Below are 17951 nucleotides of genomic sequence, written 5' to 3' on the forward strand. Positions count from 1 at the left end.
ATCGAGCCAAAATGCGAGCGCTGACACCGTTTCCGTCGTCAGGAGATGCAGAACGCGTCGCCGGACCAGTCCACAGTTCGTAAAAGAGCCGATCGGGCGGCTCGAGTGTCGATTCTTCTCACCCGAGTGCCAACTTCTCCCAAAGGGGGTCACGCATACAGCACAGTCGAGTGAATCGGGGTTGACGTGAGGGGTAGAGCTATGGATGAAACCCGCCGCGCCGGGGTGCCAACCGACGCACGGGTACCGGGTGACGCCAGCATCGCCCTACACTGGGGGTCGCACACGGCTCAGCCCGTGCCCGCGGGAGTGGTGAAATTGGCAGACACGCAGGATTTAGGTTCCTGTGCTTTCGAGCGTGCGGGTTCAAGTCCCGCCTTCCGCACCGGAGCGTGAGGCTCCTCCGACTCGACAGTCTGTCGGTTCCGACCTTCCCGACCAGCAGGTACGGTTCCAGTATCAGCACTGCGAAGGAGCATCGACGATGACCGAGTTCAACGAAGCCGACCTGCAACAGAAGGCCAAAGACCACCTCTGGATGCACTTCTCGCGCCAGTCCGTCATGGAGGACGGCGCCGGGGTCCCGATCATCGTCAAGGGCGACGGCCATCACATCTGGGACTCCAAGGGCAAGAAGTACTTCGACGGCCTCTCGGGGCTCTTCGTCGTCAACGCCGGACACGGCCGCCAGCGCCTCGCCGAAACCGCAGCGAAGCAGGCAGCCGAGCTCGCGTTCTTCCCGATCTGGTCCTACGCGCATCCGAACGCCATCGAGCTCGCCGACCGCCTCGCCGACTACGCGCCGGGCGACCTCAACCGCGTCTTCTTTTCCACGGGCGGCGGCGAAGCTGTCGAGACGGCCTTCAAGCTCGCCAAGTACTACTGGAAGCTGCAGGGTAAGCCCACCAAGCACAAGGTCATCTCGCGCTCGGTCGCGTACCACGGTACCCCGCAGGGCGCCCTCGCCATCACTGGCATCCCGGCGATGAAGGCGATGTTCGAACCGCTCACGCCGGGCGGCTTCCGCGTGCCGAACACGAACTTCTATCGCGCTCCCGAGCACGCCGACAACCTCCTCGAATTCGGCCAGTGGGCCGCGAACCGCATCGAGGAGATGATCCTCTTCGAGGGCCCGGAAACGGTCGCCGCCGTCTTCCTCGAGCCCGTGCAGAACTCGGGCGGCTGCTTCACGCCTCCCCCCGGCTACTTCCAGCGCGTGCGCGAGATCTGCACGAAATACGACGTGCTGCTGGTCGCCGACGAGGTCATCACCGGCTTCGGCCGCATCGGCGACATGTTCGCCTCGACGACGTACGACATTCAGCCCGACATGATCACCTGCGCCAAGGGCATGACGAGCGGCTATTCGCCAATCGGCGCCACCATCGTGAGCGACCGCATCTACGAGCCCTTCAAGCACGGCCAGACATCGTTCTCGCACGGGTACACGTTTGGTGGCCACCCGGTCTCGGCGGCCGTCGCGCTCGAGAACCTCGACATCTTCGAGGAGGAGCGCCTCACGCAGAACGTCAAGGAGAACTCGCCGCACTTCCGGGCTGCCCTCGAGAAGCTCCTCGACATCCCGATCGTCGGCGACGTGCGCGGCGACGGCTACTTCTTCGGCATCGAACTCGTGAAGGACAAGGACACCCGCGAGACGTTCAACGAGGAGGAGTCGGAGCGTCTGCTGCGCGGCTTCCTCTCGAAGGCGCTCTTCGACGCCGGCCTCTACTGCCGCGCCGACGACCGCGGCGACCCCGTGATCCAGCTCGCCCCGCCGCTCACGATCGGCCAGGCCGAGTTCGACGAGATCGAGCAGACGCTGCGCGGCGTCCTCACCGAGGCGAGCTCGCTGCTGTAGCGCTCATCCGTAGCGCGAGACCAAGTTTCGGGATGGGTTGCTTATCTCGGGATGGGTTGCAACCCATCCCGAGATAAGCAACCCATCCCGAGACCGCTTGGGGTGTTGCGAAGGCGCGCGGCACGCGGCTCGCGGCACGCGGCACGCGGCACGCGAGCCGGCGCAAGCTAGAGACCCAGGGCGGCGCGCAGCTTCGGTGCGAGTGCGTCGAACGCTCGGCGGCGGTGACTGGAGGCGTCTTTCTCGGCATCGGTGAGGTCAGCTGCAGACCCGTCGGCCCCTTCCGGCTGGAAGATGGGATCGTAGCCGAAGCCGTGGTCGCCGCTGCGCTGCTCCAGGATGCGGCCGGGCCAGACGCCGAGCACCGCCTCGGCCTGCTCCTCCCCCGTCAACGAGGCCGATGCGGGCACGACGAGCGCCGCGGCCGCCACGAACTGCGCGGTTCTGTTCGGATGCGCGACATCGCTGAGCTGCCACAGGAGCAGTTCGAGGTTCTCGTCTGCGTTTTTCGCCGGCCCCGACCAGCGTGCGGAGAAGATGCCGGGCGATCCGCCCAACACGTCCACCGAGATGCCGGAGTCGTCGGCCAGCGCCGGGAGGCCCGTGTGCGCGGCGGCCGCGCGCGCCTTCAGCAGGGCGTTGGCCTCGAACGAGAGACCTGTCTCACGCGGCTCGGGGCCGTCGTAGGAGACGAGCTCGATACCGTCGAGCTGAGCGCCAAGCACCCGGCGAAGTTCGACGAGCTTATGCGCGTTGTGCGACGCGAGGACGACCTTGATCGGCTCGCTCATGCCCGCAGCGCTTCCTGCTGCAGCTCCGTGAGCGTCGCCGTGCCAGCGAGGGCGACGTCGAGGAGGCGGTCGAGCTCGTCACGGTCGAACGGCGCACCTTCCGCGGTGCCCTGCACCTCGATGAGCTTGCCGTCGCCGGTCGCGACGACGTTCATGTCGGTCCCAGCTCGCACGTCCTCGACGTAGGCAAGGTCGAGCAGCGGGACACCGTCCACGATGCCCACGGAGATCGCGGCGATGGAACGCGTCAACACGTTCGCCTTGGCTGGCACGTGCTTGTTGGCCTTTGCCCACTCGATCGACTGCGCCAATGCGACGTACGCGCCCGTGATCGCGGCGGTGCGAGTGCCGCCGTCGGCCTGGAGCACGTCGCAGTCGATCACGATGGTGTTCTCGCCGAGCGCCGACATGTCGACGGCCGCACGAAGGGAGCGTCCCACCAGACGCGAGATCTCGTGCGTGCGACCGCCGATCTTGCCCTTCACCGACTCGCGACTGTTTCGGTCGTTCGTGGCACGCGGGAGCATCGCGTACTCGGCCGTGACCCAGCCCTTGCCCTGGCCCTTCAGCCAGCGGGGCACACCGGGGGTGAACGACGCCGTGCAGAGCACCTTGGTGTTCCCGAAGGAGATGAGGGCCGATCCCTCGGCCTGCGCACTCCAGCCCTTCTCGATCGTCACGGGACGAAGCTGGTCGTGGCTGCGGCCGTCTGCGCGTGCTTCAGTCATTGGTCCTCCAAAGGGATCGGTGCGTTGCGGGTCTTCGGTCTGATGGTCCGGGCGGGCGGATGCGTCAGGCGCGACGCATGGACGGCGGCAGCGTGATGGCCTCCGTCATGAGGCGTTCGACGTGGCGCACATCCGGCCCGAGGAAGCGCCCGGCGAGGTTCACGAAGGCCTCCGTGTTCTCACCGGTGGCTCGGTACGAGTACTGGGGCGCTCGACCGCTCGAGTTCAGGAGTCCGTTCGAGGCAAGCACCCGGTAGACGTCCTGTGCCGTCTCGACGTCGCTGGACACCAGGCGCACGCCCGGGCCGAGCACGTAGCCGAGCACGCCCTTCAGGAACGGATAGTGCGTGCATCCCAGGACCACCGTGTCGACGCCCGCCGACTTGATGGGCGCGAGATACTCCTCGGCGTAGCGCACGAGCTCGGGACTCGTCGTGTCGCCGCGTTCCACGAACTCCACGAACCTGGGGCAGGCCTGCGAGAAGATCTCGAGGTGCGGAGCTGCCGCGAAGGCGTCGTCGTACGCCCGCGACGAGACCGTCGCCTCGGTGCCAAGCACGCCGATGCGCTTGTTGTGCGTCGCGCTCACGGCGGCACGCACGGCGGGAGCGATCACCTCGACGACGGGAACGTCATACCGCTCGCGCGCATCCCGCAGCACGGCGGCAGATGCCGTGTTGCAGGCGATCACGAGCATCTTCACGTCTTGTTCGACGAGCTCGTCGAGGATCGCGAGCGACAGGCGCCTGACATCCGCGATCGGCTTCGGCCCATATGGCGTGTGCTCGGTGTCACCCACGTACAGGAGCGACTCCCCCGGCAGCTGCGCCCGAATCTCCCTCGCGACCGTCAACCCGCCGACACCAGAGTCAAATACGCCGATCGGTGCCTCGCTCATGGAGGCCGAGTCTACTCCCAGGCACCTGCCGAGCGTGGATGCGCACGCCGACATCCCTTGCGCGCCCTGCGGTGGGGCCTAGGCTGAGGCGGTGACTTTCGAACGCCCGTCCACCGGCTTCCTCACCGACCAGTACGAGTTCACGATGATCGATGCCGCGATTCACGCTGGCACGGCCGATCGTGACAGCGTCTTCGAGCTCTTCGGGAGGCGCCTGCCCAGCGGTCGCCGCTACGGCGTCGTCGCAGGCGTTGGACGCGCTCTGGAGCTGCTACGGGACTTCCGCTTTGGCGACGCCGAGCTCGAGCACCTGCGCGAGCATTCCATCGTCTCGGCCGAGACGCTCGACTGGCTGGCAAACTACCGCTTCACGGGAACGATCCGCGGCTACCGCGAAGGGGAAATCTACTTCCCCGGCTCGCCCATTCTCGAGGTTCGCTCGAGCTTCGCGGAGGGCGTCATCCTCGAGACGCTCCTGCTGAGCATCTACAACTACGACTGCGCCGTCGCGTCGGCGGCGGCGCGCATGGTGTCGGTCGCCCGCGGACGTCCGCTCGCTGAGATGGGCTCGCGACGCACAGGCGAGCGTTCCGCGGTCGCCGCCGCGCGCGCCGCTTACATCGCAGGGTTCACGGCGACGAGCAACCTCGAGGCCGGCCGCAGCTGGGGCGTCCCGACCATGGGCACCGCCGCGCACTCGTTCACGTTGCTGCACGACTCTGAACGTGAGGCCTTCGCCTCGCAGGTGGCCACGCTGGGTGCGGGCACGACGCTCCTCGTCGACACCTACAACGTGCGGGAAGGAGTCCGCCTCGCGGTCGAGGTCGCAGGACGCGAGCTCGGCGGGGTTCGCCTCGACTCCGGTGATCTTCCCACTCTCGTGGCGGAGGTGCGCGCCCAGCTCGACGAGCTCGGCAACACCGAGACCAACATCACCGTCACGAACGACCTCGACGAATTCGCCATCGCCGGACTCGGCGCGAGCCCGGTCGACTCCTTCGGCGTCGGCACCAGCGTCGTCACCGGCTCCGGCGCGGTCGCCTCTGGCATGGTCTACAAGCTGGTTGCGCGCCGGGGCGAAGGCGGCGACTGGGTCTCCGTCGCCAAGCGATCCGCAGGCAAAGCGAGTGTGGGCGGCGAGAAGTTCCCGGTGCGCCGGCGCGATGAGCACGGCGTCGCCGAGGCTGAGGTTGTCGGCATTGGAGCCGCCCCGGTCTCCGACAAGAGCGACCGTTCGTTGCTCGTCGACCTCGTCGTCGATGGCGTCATCAACGAAGAGTTCACCGGCGAGGCCGGGGTGCGGCGGGCCCGCGAGCATCACCGCATGTCCATCGATGAGCTCCCCATCAGTGCGCTCCGGCTCCACGCCGGCGAAGCCGCGCTGCCCACGGTGTTCGTCGAGCAAGACGGTCGCGAGACAGTCTGGGTCTGAACGCACGCCGGTACACGCACGACGGCCGCGACCCCGGTGGGGTTCGCGGCCGCGGCGCTCCGGCGTCAGGCGCCAGGCAGGAGCTGAGGGGCCTCAGCCCTTCATCTTGTCGTAGACAGCCTTGCAGTTCGGGCACACGGGGAACCGGTCTGGGTTGCTGTTCGGCAGCCACTTCTTGCCGCACAGCGCCCGAACGGGCTTGCCCGTGACGGCCGACTCAAGGATCTTCTCCTTGCGCACGTAGTGCGAGAACTTGTCGTGATCGCCCGGATCGTCGGTCTGCTCCTCGTTGAGAAGCTTCTCGAGCTCGCGATCGAGGATCGCCGTGCCGCCGCCGGTCTCGTCTGGCCCACCCGGGCCGGTTGGGGTGCTGGAGAACGTCATGCGAGACATCTTAGGCCGCAAACCGCTGACGCCACCGGATGCCCGACCCGGCCGCGCAGCGCGGACGGCTGGCGGCGATGACTAGGAGCTCTGCGCGAACGCCATGATCTCGCTGGACCGCCGCTCGAACTGGCGAGCCCCTGCGAGCAGGCCGATCACCAGGACGAGAAGCCCGACGACGACACCCCACCCGAGCGCTACGAGGTTCCACCAGAACTCCCCGCCGTTGAGCGCCACGAGGCCGGCATAGACGGCGGGACCCATGAGCAGGATCGCGATGAGGCCGGTGATCGGGTGCCAGAACACGCCCGAACCCCAGGAGCGGACCGGTTGACTGAACGGCGAGTCGCCGGGACGTGCGACGGGGTACGGGTGCAGCACGCTGCCGATGCTTGAGAAGCCGGTCGCAGCAAAGAGCAGGCCGAGCGAGAGTCCGATGAGCGCGATGACCGTGCCCCAGTCTCCGAGGATCAACCACGTCACGACCGCGCCGAGCAGCACGACGGCGGTCCCGAAGACGAGCGTCGGCAGTGCTCGTCCGAACCGGTCGGCGAGCCCTGACATGCCGCTCGTCACGTGCATCCAGACCGCGGAGCCGTCGAAGGCCAGGTCGTTGTGCAGCGTCCAGCCGATGAAGAACGCGAGCAGCGGCAGCGGAAGGAGCGCGAGATGCCGTGGCTCGACGCCCACGACGGCGAGCGGGATGAGCGCGAGCAGCGGGATGAGGATGAGCGAGACGTTGACGACGACGTACCTGGGGTCGCGCATCCAGTAGGTGACGGTGCGTGCCGCCACGACGAGCGCCGGCGAACGTCCGAAGGCGCCGAAGCCACCGAGGTCAACGAGCTCCGTCTCGTCGCCGCCGAGTGCGGCAGATGCCACACGACTGGCGACGACCTGCCAGAGGACCAGCAACACGAGCAGGGTCGCGGCGCCGATACCCAGCTGCGCGAACGCGAGCTGCAACTCGCCGCCGGTGGCACTGGCGGCGGCCGCCCACGGGGCGGCGATCGGCGAGAGCGAGAGCACGTCGAGTGCCGCGCTCACCGCCTCATGCTGGCCCAGTTGCCAGTCGACGGAGACGGCGACGAACACGAGCGGCGACGCGAGCAGCAGGAGGACGAGCACGAGCGCCGCGCGGGCGTCGCTCACAAGCCGCCGTGCCCGGAGGTCCTCGCCGACGAGCCCCGCGAGCCGTGACAGCACGATCAGGGTGCAGAGGACGATCGCAGCGCCCAGCACTCCGAACAGCAGCCCGGTCCCATCGCCCGCCCAGAGGAGCAGTCCAGCGAGCAGCACGACGGTGATGGCAAACGAGGGAACGCTGACGAATGCAGTGCCGAGTGCAAGCCATGCAGAACGTCGCGGCGAGAACCCCATGACGGCGAGCGACCGCGGATCAATGGCCGCGATCGGTGTCACGAAGACGCTGACGAGTCCCGTCGCGATCGTCACGAGCGAGCCCGCGAGGATCGCGCTCTCGCGCTTCACCTCGAGGTCGGCGTCGAGCATTGACAAGACAGCGAACACCGCGATAATCGCTGCGAGGACCGAGCACAGCAAGGTGCCGATCCACGCCCCCCGGTGCTGGGAGTCATGCCGCGCGCCGTTGCGAATCGACTGCAGCTTCAGTTGAAGGAGATGTCCAGCCAATCCAGCCCCTCCATCTGTGGCGTGCCGCGGACGAGGTCGCGGAAGCGTTCTTCGAGCGTGATGCTGCCTCGTACATCGCTGACGGTGCCGGAAGCGAGCAGCTCGCCCCGGACGATGACCGCGACGTGGTCGCAGACGCGCTGCACGAGGTCCATGCTGTGGCTCGACAGCAAGACGGTGCCGCCGCGCTGCACGTACTCGAGCAGGATGTCGATCAGCTGGCCCGCAGAGACGGGGTCGATGGTGTCGAACGGCTCGTCCAGCACCAGCAGCTCAGGCGAGTGGATAAGGGCGGCGGCGAGCGAGATCTTCTTCGTCATGCCGGCCGAGTAGTCGACGACGAGCCGGTTCGCAGCCGATTCGAGCTCGAACGCGTGCACCAGCGACTCGGTGCGTGCGCGCGAGTCAGCTGGCGAGAGTCCGCGTAGGAGCCCGGAGTAGTAGAGGAGCTGGCCACCGGTCAGCTGGTCGAAGAGACGGAGTCGGTCGGGCAGGATGCCGATGTGCGGATGCGCCGCTTTCGGGTTCTTCCAGACGTCGAGGCCGAGCACCTCGACCGTGCCGCTGGTCGGCTTGAGGAGCCCGGTCGCCATCGAGAGGGTGGTCGTCTTGCCTGCGCCGTTGGGTCCCACGATTCCGGTGAACGAACCGCGCCGCACTTCGAACGTGACGTCCTTGACGGCGACATCAGCGCCGAATCTCTTCGTGAGGCCGCTGACCGAGAGAACTGTGTCGCCGAGCTCGCGGTCCGGGGCCTCCGTCACGCGAGTGACCGGCGTCATCGTCGACAGACCCTCGGCCGTCGCCGCACCCAGTGCGGGGTTCCTGACCGCGGCAGGGAGGTTCGACTCTTGCGCAGCCTCCTCCGCGAGCGAGGATGCGGTCACCGTGTCGTCGACGACGATCGCCTCGACCATGATCGGCTGGGGTCGACTCGCGTCGCCCTCCGGTACGTCGGGGCTGGCAGCACTCTCGTTCACATCGTCGGCGGCGCCATCGCCGACGTCTGAGCTCTTCGAAGACATCGCTCAACCGTACCAACGATCCGCCGTCGCTTGCCGCGCTGCCAGCTCCAAGCTCTCCCCAGGCGTCTCCTCATACACTGCTCGCGTCGCACTCGGCACTGCCCGGGACGATGCCAGATCTAGGAGGTCACGTGTCCGATTCCAGCACGCAGCGGTTCGACGAGACAGCAGACGCGGCGGGCTATGCGCCGCTCCCGCCGCGCGGAGATCAGCCCTCGTCGGCGAGTGAGCAGGACAAGATCTGGCTCGACCACCTCATGGCCATCCAGCGTCCCATCGTGGTGCGCCAGATCCGAATTCTCCGGGGAAAGTATCCGGATGCGACCCCCAGCGAGCTGATCACGAAGATCGAGCAGCAGTATCTCAACGCGACCACGGTGAGCGGTGGTGCTGCGGGTGCCGCCGCGATGGTGCCAGGTGTCGGAACCGCAGCTTCACTTGCCGTCACCGGTGTCGAGACGGCGGGCTTCCTTGAGATGACGTCGCTGTTCGGGCAGGCGGTCGCCGAGATCCACGGGCTTCCGATCACGGATCCGGTCCGCGCCCGCACGCTCATCCAGTCACTCATGCTCGGCAAGGCGAGCAAGAATCTCATCCAGCAGTTCGCGGGCCAGGCATTTGGCAAGGGACCCACCAAGCAGGTCTTCTGGGGCGAAATCGTCACGAAGAGCCTCCCCCGCGCACTCGTCGGCGAACTCTCCGGGCGCATCCAGTCCATGTTCCTGAAGCGCTTCGTGGTCCGGCAGTCGGCGAGCACCGTCGGACGGCTCGTCCCCTTCGGCATCGGCGCCGTGATCGGCGGCGCCGGCAACCGGATGCTCAGCCACGAGGTCGTGCGCACGTCGCGCGAGGCGTTCGGCGTAGCTCCGGCGAGCTTCCCCATCGAGCTGCATCCGAAGTTCGCGCCGGCGAAGCACGACGGGGACGGGGAGCACAAGGCGCTGACGCGTGGGCCGTTCAGCTTCTTCCGCGTTCCCCTCGCCCTCACCCGCGGCAAGGAGTCCAAGCAGGACACCTCGGATTAGGCGAGTCCTCGCGCCGCCCTCGTCGGTGAGCGTGCCTAGGCGGCGGCGTCGAGTGCGACCGGGATCTCGATGACCTCGCCCTGGCGGACGACGGTCAGCGTTGCCTCTTCGCCGGCCTCGTACACGCGCACGTGCGCGATCAGGTCGTTCGCGTTGGCGACTGGGATCGTCCCGATGTAGGTCACGATGTCGCCCCTGCGGAGGCCTGCGAGCGAGGCGGCTCCGTTCTCGACGACGCTGTCGACGTAGGCCCCCACGATGCTTTGGCTGCTCGTTGCCACCGTCGCGGCGTTCCGGACCGTCGCGCCGAGCGCGCCGTGCGAGGGTGTCTGCCCGGCGGCCAGCTGCGCGGCGATCTGCACCGCGTAGTTCGCAGGGAGCGCGAACCCGAGGCCGATGCTTCCGGTCGAGGCCGCTTGGCCCGGACCACCGGACTTCGTCCCGGCGATCGCCACGTTGATGCCGATCACCTCGCCGTTGGCGTTCAGCAGCGCGCCTCCAGAGTTGCCCGGATTGATGGCGGCGTCGGTCTGGATGACGGGCAGCTGCACGATGCTCTTGCCCGGGTCGGTCGTCGAGCTGAGCGGCGAGTCGGTCGCCGCGTTCTCGTCGACGGTCGTCGGCACGGCGGCTGAGGCGATCTCGATGCTGCGATTGACCGCCGACACCACACCGGTCGTCGCCGTGCCCGCGAGCCCGAGGGGCGCGCCGAGCACGATGGCCGATTGTCCGACGATCAGCTGGTCAGAATCAGAGAAGACGGCTTCCTGGAGCCCGGTGGCACCGTCCAGCCTGAGCACGGCGACATCGGCCAACACGTCGAGGCCCACGCGGCTTGTCGTGTACACCCGGCCGTCGCTCATCGTCGCCGTGATCTGCGCATCCGCCACCGTGCCGTCGAGGGTCACGACGTGCGCGTTTGTGATGACGAGACCGTCGCTCGAGTACACGACCGCGGATCCGGTCTCCGTGCGCGTCGGCGTCGAGACGGTGAGCGTCACGACGCTCGGAGCCGCAGCGACAATCGCCGCGCTCGCCTCACCTGGCAGCGGTGTCGCCGGCTCGCTCGGCGAGCCGAGCGGCTGCGTCAGGCGCTGCGCATCGTGGTTGGGCTGGCCCACCATGTTAGCGGTGATCAGAGCGCCGCTGACCCCGCCGATGAGCGCTGCGACCACAGCGACCCCCGCGACGAGCAAAAGGCCGGTTCGGCGAGTGACCACCGGTGCGTCGTCGTGGATGGAGTGAAGGTGCGCCCCCGCGCGATGGCGACCGTGCTCTGCGGCTTGCGGAGCAGCCGTCTGCGCCTGCGCACCGGGTGCATCGGAGCCCGCGGCGGGTGGTGAGTCGACCATGTGGATCCTGACGTTCGCTCGATGCGTCTGGGCGCATCCGTGGCGTCAGTCTAGGGAGCCGACGAGGTGAACGCTCCGGTTTCGTCGGCACGTCGCGGTTCGAGACTCGATCGTGACTCTGCCGATGCCACACTGGATGCATGCGCAGAGACGGACCATGGCTTCGGGCTGCCCAGGGTGCGGGTCTGCTCTCAGCGAGCGGCGAACTGCAGGGCACCGTGTTCGGCGAGATGAGCGAGCTCGCGCGAGCGACCGGGTCGGTGAACCTCGGCCAGGGCTTCCCCGACTACACCGGGCCAGAGGAGCTGCTGGAGGAAGCGCGGGCAGCCATCTCCCGCGGCGAGAACCAGTACCCGCCGCCCAGGGGCACGGCAGATCTTCGACTGGCGATCGCCGAGCATCAGCTCCGTTTCCGTGGCGTCACGCTCGATCCGGACCGGGAGGTGCTGGTGACGGTCGGAGCGACGGAGGCACTCGCGGCGACGGTGCTCGGTCTCGTCGAGCCCGGAGAGGACATCGTCGTCCTTGAGCCGCATTACGACGCCTACGGCGCACTCGCCCACCTCGCCGATGCCCGACTGGTGACGGTGCCGCTGCGCTGGCCGTCGTTCCGAGTGGACCACGACGAGCTGCGACGGGCGATCAGCGACCGGACCAGGCTCATCATCGTCAATACGCCGCACAACCCGACCGGGGCGGTGCTCCCCCGCGAAACCCTGCAGCTGGTGGTCGAGCTCGCGGCGCGTCACGACGCCATTATCGTCACCGACGAGGTCTACGAGCACCTCGCCTTCGACGGCGAGCACCTCTCCATCGCGAGCCTCCCGGGCGCCGCCTCCCGCACGCTCAGCATCGGCTCCGGTGGCAAGACGTTCAGCGTGACCGGGTGGAAGGTCGGCTGGATCTCGGGGCCAGCCGCACTGATCGAGGCGGTGCTCGCGGTGAAGCAGTACCTGAGCTACGTCGGGAGCGGGCCGTTCCAGCCCGCGGTCGCGGTCGGGCTCCGGCTCCCCGCTCTGCGCTTCCACGAGGAACGTGACCGACTGCGAGCCAAGCGGGATTCGCTCGTCACCGCGCTCCGGAGCCGCGGCCTGGAGACCGCGACACCGTCAGCCGGCTACTTCGTCATCGCCGACACCGCGAGCATCGGCTACCCGGATGCCACCGAGCTCTGCCGGCGACTGCCCCGCGAGCTCGGGGTCGTCGGCATCCCCGTCGCAGCCCTCTGCACTCCAGAACGCCAAGGCGACTACCGGTCGCTCATCCGTTTCGCGTTCTGCAAGAGCGACGCCGTACTCGAGGAAGGGATGCGGCGCCTCGACCGCCTCGGCGAGCTCAGCCGATAGCCCAGGTCAGGCGATCGGGGCCACTCGGTACCGTCGCAGCTCGAGCGCCGGGTTCTGCGTGCGCACGGCGTCGAGGGCCTCGAGCGAGACCCAGGCCAGTGCGATGCCGGGTTCGACGCCGACTCCAGCCAGCGTCGCTCCTCGGGGGTCGACAACCGCGCTGTGGCCGACACCGATCGGCGCCGGGTGGTCGGCGGCGGCGAAGTAGACGGTGTTTTCGATCGCTCGCGCCGCAAGCAGGGTCGTCCAGTGGTGCTCCTTGAGCGGACCGCGCACCCATTCCGCAGGGATGGCGACGAGCTGCGCGCCCGCATCCACGAGCATCCTCGACACCTCGGGGAACCGGAGGTCGTAGCAGGTCTGGAGCCCAACCCGCACGCCGTCAACCACGAAGGTCTGCGGCGGCGACGGCTCGCCGGCCACCACCCAGTCGCTCTCCTTCGCCCCGAACGCGTCGTACAGATGCACCTTCTGGTAACTGGCCACCACCTCACCAGAGGCGGCGACGGCCACGAGCGTGTTCGCGAAGCGCTCAGGGTCTGCCGACGTGGCGACGAGACCTGCGACGACCGCGACGCCGTGCTCCAGAGCGAGCGAGCGCATCAGCGTGACGAACGGCCCATCAAGCCCCTGCGCGTGCCGGACGAGGTCAGGCCCCAGATCTGGCTGGAAGTAGCTCGCGTACTCGGGCACCACCACGAGCCGCGCCCCGCGCCCCGCAGCCAACGCCACATGCTCGCTGAGGAGCCGCTCGTTCTCCGATGTGTCGGCGCCTGGCGCATACTGGGCCACCGCCACGGCAAGCTCGGGCCGCTCGCTCCCTGCTGGAGTCGAGTCTGCAATCGCTTCGGGGGTGGCGCGCGCGTCGAGAGGCATGCCGCGAGCCTACGGCGAGCAGCACCCAGATAGGAACTCTTCACCAAGGCGTCACCCGCGACGCACCGGCCCCAGCTTGTCCCGACGCACCGTCGCGAGTACCTTCATTCTGCGAGCGGTGCGCTCGCAGTCACGAGGAGTCGCCCAATGCCTACCTACGCCGTGCTCTTGAAATACGAGGTCGTCTCGGCGCTCGTCATCGAAGCCGAGTCCGAAGACGAAGCCGCCAAGATCGCCAACGAGTACGAGTCGGAGGCCCACGACGCCGTCGAGGACACCGACGACGTCCGCGTCTCCTCGCGCCTGTGGGGCGATGGCACCCTCGAGGTGCAGACTGCCGCCGACGACGAAGCCGCCGAGGACCTCCTCGACGAGTGGATCGACGAGATCGAGAGCGAGCTCGAGGAGGGCGACGACGAGGATCTTGACGAGGTCGAGGGCGAACTCGATCCCGAAGGCGACGACGAGGTAGACGACTTCGACATCACGTCGGACGACGAAGACCCCGCAGCCAAGAAGGCCTAGCCTCAGCTGCACGCACGTGGGGCCGGATGCATCGCATCCGGCCCCACGTGTGTGTCCAGCTCGTTTTGGGCCAGCGAGCCAACGCTAGACGCGTGCGATTGTGGAGATGTCCTCCTCGAACTCGCGCTCCACTTCGGAGGAGACCGTCGTGCGCGTTGAGGCGATGGCGGCGAGGAAGTCGTCGGTAGTCGGCCCGAGCGGCACGACGTCGCCCGAGTTCCGCGCGGCGACAGCACGCTCGAGCGCGACCTGTGAGGCGCGTCGCGCGGCGAACTCGATGTCGGCGGGCGAGTATCCGCTCGTCTGCTCGACGAGCACGCGCACGTCGACGGAATCGCTCACGGACTCCGGCACGTACCGCTCCCAGATCGCCCGACGCGCAGCGGCGTCGGGAAGCCCGATCGGGATGACGTAGTCGAAGCGTCCGTGGCGCAGGAAGGCCTGGTCGAGGGCGCGGATGAAGTTCGTCGCGCAGATCAGCAGCCTGCCGGGCTTCTCGCGGAACGCCGGGATGATTTTCAGGAGCTCGTTTGTCACCCCCTGCGTGGGCGACGGTGGCTCACCACCCCGGTGCGACGCGATCTCCTCGACCTCGTCGATGAACACCACCGCGTGTTCGAGCGATTCGACCTGCTCGAACGTCTCGCGCAGCTCGCCGGCGAGCCCGCGCGGCGACGCCGCGAGGCGAGACGGGAAGACCTCGACGAACGGCCAGCCGAGCCGAGAGGCAATGCCCTTCGCGAAGGTCGTCTTGCCGGTGCCTGGAGGGCCGAACAGCACGATCGCGCGTGGGGGCACGACGCCGTACTCTTCGGCGAGGTCGGGATCGCTCAAGGGCAGCACGAGCCGTCGCTCGAGGACGTCCTTCTCGTGCTGCATTCCTCCGATCGCGTCCCAGCGGTCGGAGGGCAGGATGCGTCCGCCGAGTTCGCGGAGCGCGACCATCTCCTGCTGCTTGACGCGGATCTCGCGCTCGAAGTAGCGCAGGTGGCGCTTGTCGGCGAACCCCGCCTTCGTGAGCGCGCCAACCTGCGTCTGCTCGTCTGGCACGAGAATCGTGAGCTTCTGCAGCCCGTGCTGGGCCATGCGCTGCTCGAGCGAAGCTAGCAACGCCCCGCCGATGCCGCGCCTGCGCCATTCGTCGTCGGTCGCGAAGAAGACGATCCACCCTTGGTCGTGCGCGGCCCGAGCCACGGCGACCCCCACGAGCTTCTCCCCCGCAACGGCCACGACGGCGGTGTCCTTCCGGGTGGAGGCGATGACCTCGCTGAGTCCGTACACGGGCTCAGAGCCGGAGCTGCGGTGCTGCTCCCAGAGGCGGAGCAGCGCGTCGAGGTCCGTCGGCTGGAAGTCGCGGATGCGCCAGATGGTCATGCGCGTGCCTCCGCCCGGACCCCCGCGAGCGCGGCCAGCGCACGGTCGTTGGCGTCTGAGGAGCCGATGGTGATGCGGATGCCCTCGCCGGGGAAGGCTCGCGCGAGGACGCCGGCTTCGGTGAGTGCCGCGTCGATGCGCTGGGTGCTGTCGTCGAGTCGGAGCCAGACGAAGTTCGCCTGGGAGTCGCCGAGCTTCCATCCCTGGGCGCGGAGCGCGGTGGTGAGGCGGGTGCGCTCGCTGACGATCTCGTCGATGCGGACGGCGAGCTCGGCTTCCGCGTCGAGGGAGGCGACGGCGGCGACCTGGGCGAGGGCGGAGACGGCGAAGGGCACGGCGACCTTGCGGAGGTTCGCGGCGACGTCTGCCCTCGCGACGGCGTAGCCGATGCGGAGTCCGGCGAGACCGTAGGCCTTGGAGAAGGTGTGGAGGACGGCGACGTTCGGGAACTCGCGGTAGAGGTTGATGCCGATGGCGGTCTCCGCGTCGCGGTTGAAGTGCTCGTAGGCTTCGTCGATGACGACGAGCACGTCGCTTGGAACGCGTGCGATGAAGGCGCGCACCTCGTCGTGGGTGAGGGTCGCGCCTGTCGGGTTGTTCGGGTTGCAGACGAAGATGATGGCGGTGCGATCGGTGATGGCCGCAGCCATGGCGTCGAGGTCGTGTCGCTCGTCGGGGGTGAGTGGCACCTGCACGGGGGTGGCGCCGGCGCCGATGGCGATGATTGGGTAGGCCTCGAAGCTCCGCCAGGCGAACAGCACCTCGTCGCCCTCCCCTGCGCTCGCCTGGACGAGCTGGGTGGCGACTTCGACGGAGCCTGCACCGAAGACGATGTTCTCGGGGTCGACGCCTTGGAGCTCTGCGACGCGAGCGGTCAGCTCGGGCGCGGCCATCGAGGGGTACAGGTGGATGCGCTCGAGCTGCTCGGCGACGGCGTCGCGCACGGAGGCGAGCGGCGGGAAGGGGTTCTCGTTGGAGGAGAGCTTGACCACGTCGCTGCTGCTGGGCATGGCTCCCTGCTTGTAGGCGGGGATGCTGTCGAGGGCGCTGCGCTGCTTGACCATGCTCTGAGCGTACAGAGAATCCGAAGCCGGCAGCGCACGTCTTGGCCTGCCGCATCCGCCCTTGGCGTCGTAGCGTTGAGCCATGTGCGGTCGCTATGTCACCCCAGCCGTTGAGCACGTCGAGGCGCTCTTCGATATCGAGGCGCTCGGCGCTGATTTGCCTGAGCCGTCGTTTAACACCCCTCCGACGGATCCGGTGCCGGTGGTGGTCGAGCCGGAACCGAAGGGCGGCGGGGATGCGGTGCGCCGCGTCGAGCGCGCCAGATGGGGCCTGCTCCCGCCCTTCGCGAAAGATCCGAGCTTCTCTTCGAAGGCGTTCAATGCCCGCATCGAGACGGTACTGGAGAAGCCGACGTTCCGGGGGCCCGTGAAGCAGCGGCGGGCGATCGTGCCGGCCGTCGGGTACTACGAGTGGCGCAAGACCGCGGATGGCACGAAGGCGGGCTCGAAGACGCCGTTCTTCATCCATCCGGAGCGCGCCGACGACCTCATCGCCTTCGCCGGCCTTTACTCGTGGTGGGCCGACCCGACAAAACCAGGCGATGACCCGTCTCGCTGGGTGCTGTCGACGACCATCCTCACGAGGGGGTCGACTGGCGAGCTCGCGAGCATCCACGATCGAATGCCGCTCATGTTGCCGAGGGCGCTCTGGGACCAGTGGCTCGACCAGTCCGTGGTGGGCACGCAGGGCCTGCTCGACGAGGCGAGCCTTGCAGGCGTCGAGCTCGCTTCGTCGCTGGTGATGCACGAGGTGGGCCCTGAGGTCGGGCGGGTGTCGAGTTCGGGGCCGCAGCTCATGGCCCCGGTGGCGTCGCCGAGCTGATCGATACTTGGATGCGCTCGCCAGCCCGATCGCCGCGGCTGCGGTCGGCGGGCAACGCCGCCGTGTCAGGAACCGTACTCGCGCGCCGCGCGGCGCGAGGCTGAGGCCGCGAGATGGGTTCGAACGGCCGCCGCGGCCGCCACGGGGTCGTTCAGACGGATTGCGTCGGCGACGGCCCGATGCTCGGCGAGGACCGCGGCAGACTCGTTCGCATCGCGTTGCTGGTCTGAGATCCGTGCGGGCGGCAGGATGATGGCTCGTGCGCCCATCCGGTCGACGGCCGCGAGCAGGTACCGGTTGCCAGAGGCGGCCGCGACGGCCCGATGGAACGCGAAGTCCGCATCCACCGTCTCGCTCGGCAGCGTCGCCTGCGCCAGTGCGTCCAGCGCCGACTCGATTGCGGCGATCTCCGTCGGCGACGGACCACGAGCTGCGAGGGCAGCCGCCTCGACTTCGACCGCGACTCGGAAGCCCTGCAACTCAGCCCGCTCCGCCTCGGAGTGCGCGGCGAGCCAGTCGTCGCCCGTCGTGGGCACGGGCGGTGTGAGCGCGTAGCTGCCCGAGCCGACGCGCGTGCGGACGAGCCCGCGCGACTGGAGACGGTGGAGGGCTTCGCGGACAACGCTTCGACTCGCCCCGAACTCCTCGACGAGGCCCCCTTCGCTCGGCAGGCGGTCGCCCGGGGCGATCACGCCCTCGACGATGCGGTCGGCGAGGACCCTGGCGATCTCCTCTGCACGCGTCATGCTCATGGACACATCGTCCCACCCCCGTCGCAGACCCTCGCGCCCCGC

The 17951-nt window shown here is 68.3% G+C and carries 17 protein-coding genes and 1 tRNA gene; 7 read left to right on the forward strand and 11 right to left on the reverse strand.

Annotated elements, in window-relative coordinates; all coding sequences use genetic code 11:
- Positions 1-303 precede the first annotated feature (303 nt).
- Both ACPYN9_RS06305 and ACPYN9_RS06310 read left to right on the forward strand, forming a co-directional pair.
- Positions 304-385, forward strand: a tRNA-Leu gene (locus ACPYN9_RS06305).
- Positions 386-484: 99 nt separating this feature from the next.
- Entirely contained in the window at positions 485-1861 is a 1377-nt protein-coding gene (locus ACPYN9_RS06310) for an aspartate aminotransferase family protein (RefSeq protein ID WP_424464915.1), read from the forward strand.
- A gap of 167 nt (positions 1862-2028) precedes the next feature.
- Here the strand turns inward: ACPYN9_RS06310 and rdgB are convergent, their stop codons facing one another.
- The 3 genes from rdgB to murI form a co-directional block, all read right to left on the reverse strand.
- Positions 2029-2652 (reverse strand): RdgB/HAM1 family non-canonical purine NTP pyrophosphatase, encoded by a 624-nt coding sequence (gene rdgB / locus ACPYN9_RS06315; RefSeq protein WP_424464917.1) that lies wholly within the window; start codon positions 2650-2652, stop codon positions 2029-2031.
- Positions 2649-3380 carry a ribonuclease PH gene (gene rph, locus ACPYN9_RS06320; RefSeq protein WP_424464919.1) on the reverse strand — a complete coding sequence of 244 codons (732 nt, stop codon included), beginning with the start codon at positions 3378-3380 and terminating at the stop codon, positions 2649-2651. The genes rdgB and rph overlap by 4 nt, the downstream gene beginning before the upstream one ends.
- A 64-nt stretch (positions 3381-3444) precedes the next feature.
- Positions 3445-4278, reverse strand: coding sequence for a glutamate racemase (gene murI / locus ACPYN9_RS06325; protein WP_424464921.1), 834 nt, complete (start codon positions 4276-4278; stop codon positions 3445-3447).
- 91 nt (positions 4279-4369) lie between these two features.
- On the opposite strand from murI, the gene ACPYN9_RS06330 reads away from it, so the two are divergent.
- Entirely contained in the window at positions 4370-5710 is a 1341-nt protein-coding gene (locus ACPYN9_RS06330; RefSeq protein WP_424464923.1) for a nicotinate phosphoribosyltransferase, read from the forward strand.
- 93 nt (positions 5711-5803) lie between these two features.
- On the opposite strand, the gene ACPYN9_RS06335 is transcribed toward ACPYN9_RS06330, so the two are convergent.
- The 3 genes from ACPYN9_RS06335 to ACPYN9_RS06345 all read right to left on the reverse strand — a co-directional run bounded on the left by ACPYN9_RS06335 (position 5804) and on the right by ACPYN9_RS06345 (position 8772).
- Positions 5804-6094 carry a DUF3039 domain-containing protein gene (locus ACPYN9_RS06335; protein ID WP_104253865.1) on the reverse strand — a complete coding sequence of 97 codons (291 nt, stop codon included), beginning with the start codon at positions 6092-6094 and terminating at the stop codon, positions 5804-5806.
- 81 nt (positions 6095-6175) lie between these two features.
- Positions 6176-7606: a hypothetical protein gene (locus ACPYN9_RS06340; protein ID WP_424464925.1), complete on the reverse strand. Its 1431-nt coding sequence runs from the start codon at positions 7604-7606 to the stop codon at positions 6176-6178.
- A gap of 116 nt (positions 7607-7722) precedes the next feature.
- Positions 7723-8772, reverse strand: coding sequence for an ABC transporter ATP-binding protein (locus ACPYN9_RS06345; protein WP_424464927.1), 1050 nt, complete (start codon positions 8770-8772; stop codon positions 7723-7725).
- Positions 8773-8903: 131 nt separating this feature from the next.
- On the opposite strand from ACPYN9_RS06345, the gene ACPYN9_RS06350 reads away from it, so the two are divergent.
- On the forward strand, positions 8904-9797 hold the full coding sequence (locus tag ACPYN9_RS06350) for a hypothetical protein (protein ID WP_424464929.1): 894 nt from the start codon (positions 8904-8906) through the stop codon (positions 9795-9797).
- 35 nt (positions 9798-9832) lie between these two features.
- Here ACPYN9_RS06350 and ACPYN9_RS06355 read toward each other — a convergent pair whose 3' ends face one another.
- Complete coding sequence (locus ACPYN9_RS06355) at positions 9833-11149, reverse strand: S1C family serine protease (protein ID WP_424464931.1); 1317 nt, start codon at positions 11147-11149, stop codon at positions 9833-9835.
- A 140-nt stretch (positions 11150-11289) separates the two neighbouring features.
- On the opposite strand from ACPYN9_RS06355, the gene ACPYN9_RS06360 reads away from it, so the two are divergent.
- Positions 11290-12495, forward strand: a complete 1206-nt coding sequence (locus tag ACPYN9_RS06360; protein ID WP_424464933.1) for an aminotransferase class I/II-fold pyridoxal phosphate-dependent enzyme — start codon at positions 11290-11292, stop codon at positions 12493-12495.
- 6 nt (positions 12496-12501) lie between these two features.
- Here ACPYN9_RS06360 and ACPYN9_RS06365 read toward each other — a convergent pair whose 3' ends face one another.
- Positions 12502-13371 (reverse strand): carbon-nitrogen hydrolase family protein, encoded by an 870-nt coding sequence (locus tag ACPYN9_RS06365; RefSeq protein ID WP_424464935.1) that lies wholly within the window; start codon positions 13369-13371, stop codon positions 12502-12504.
- 147 nt (positions 13372-13518) lie between these two features.
- On the opposite strand from ACPYN9_RS06365, the gene ACPYN9_RS06370 reads away from it, so the two are divergent.
- Positions 13519-13896, forward strand: coding sequence for a hypothetical protein (locus tag ACPYN9_RS06370; protein WP_424464937.1), 378 nt, complete (start codon positions 13519-13521; stop codon positions 13894-13896).
- 84 nt (positions 13897-13980) lie between these two features.
- Here the strand turns inward: ACPYN9_RS06370 and ACPYN9_RS06375 are convergent, their stop codons facing one another.
- Positions 13981-15270, reverse strand: coding sequence for an ATP-binding protein (locus tag ACPYN9_RS06375; protein ID WP_424464939.1), 1290 nt, complete (start codon positions 15268-15270; stop codon positions 13981-13983).
- The gene (gene hisC, locus ACPYN9_RS06380) at positions 15267-16334 is read right to left on the reverse strand and encodes a histidinol-phosphate transaminase (RefSeq protein WP_424464941.1); all 1068 of its coding nucleotides are present in this window, start codon (positions 16332-16334) and stop codon (positions 15267-15269) included. The genes ACPYN9_RS06375 and hisC overlap by 4 nt, the downstream gene beginning before the upstream one ends.
- A gap of 82 nt (positions 16335-16416) precedes the next feature.
- Here hisC and ACPYN9_RS06385 point away from each other — a divergent pair, with 82 nt between their 5' ends.
- The gene (locus ACPYN9_RS06385) at positions 16417-17157 is read left to right on the forward strand and encodes an SOS response-associated peptidase (protein WP_424464943.1); all 741 of its coding nucleotides are present in this window, start codon (positions 16417-16419) and stop codon (positions 17155-17157) included.
- A gap of 65 nt (positions 17158-17222) precedes the next feature.
- Here ACPYN9_RS06385 and ACPYN9_RS06390 read toward each other — a convergent pair whose 3' ends face one another.
- A complete protein-coding gene (locus tag ACPYN9_RS06390; RefSeq protein WP_424464945.1) occupies positions 17223-17909 on the reverse strand; it encodes a FadR/GntR family transcriptional regulator in 687 nt (228 codons plus the stop codon).
- Positions 17910-17951 lie beyond the last annotated feature (42 nt).

This window comes from Pseudoclavibacter helvolus (assembly GCF_049707175.1).
Lineage (GTDB): Bacteria > Actinomycetota > Actinomycetes > Actinomycetales > Microbacteriaceae > Pseudoclavibacter > Pseudoclavibacter helvolus_A.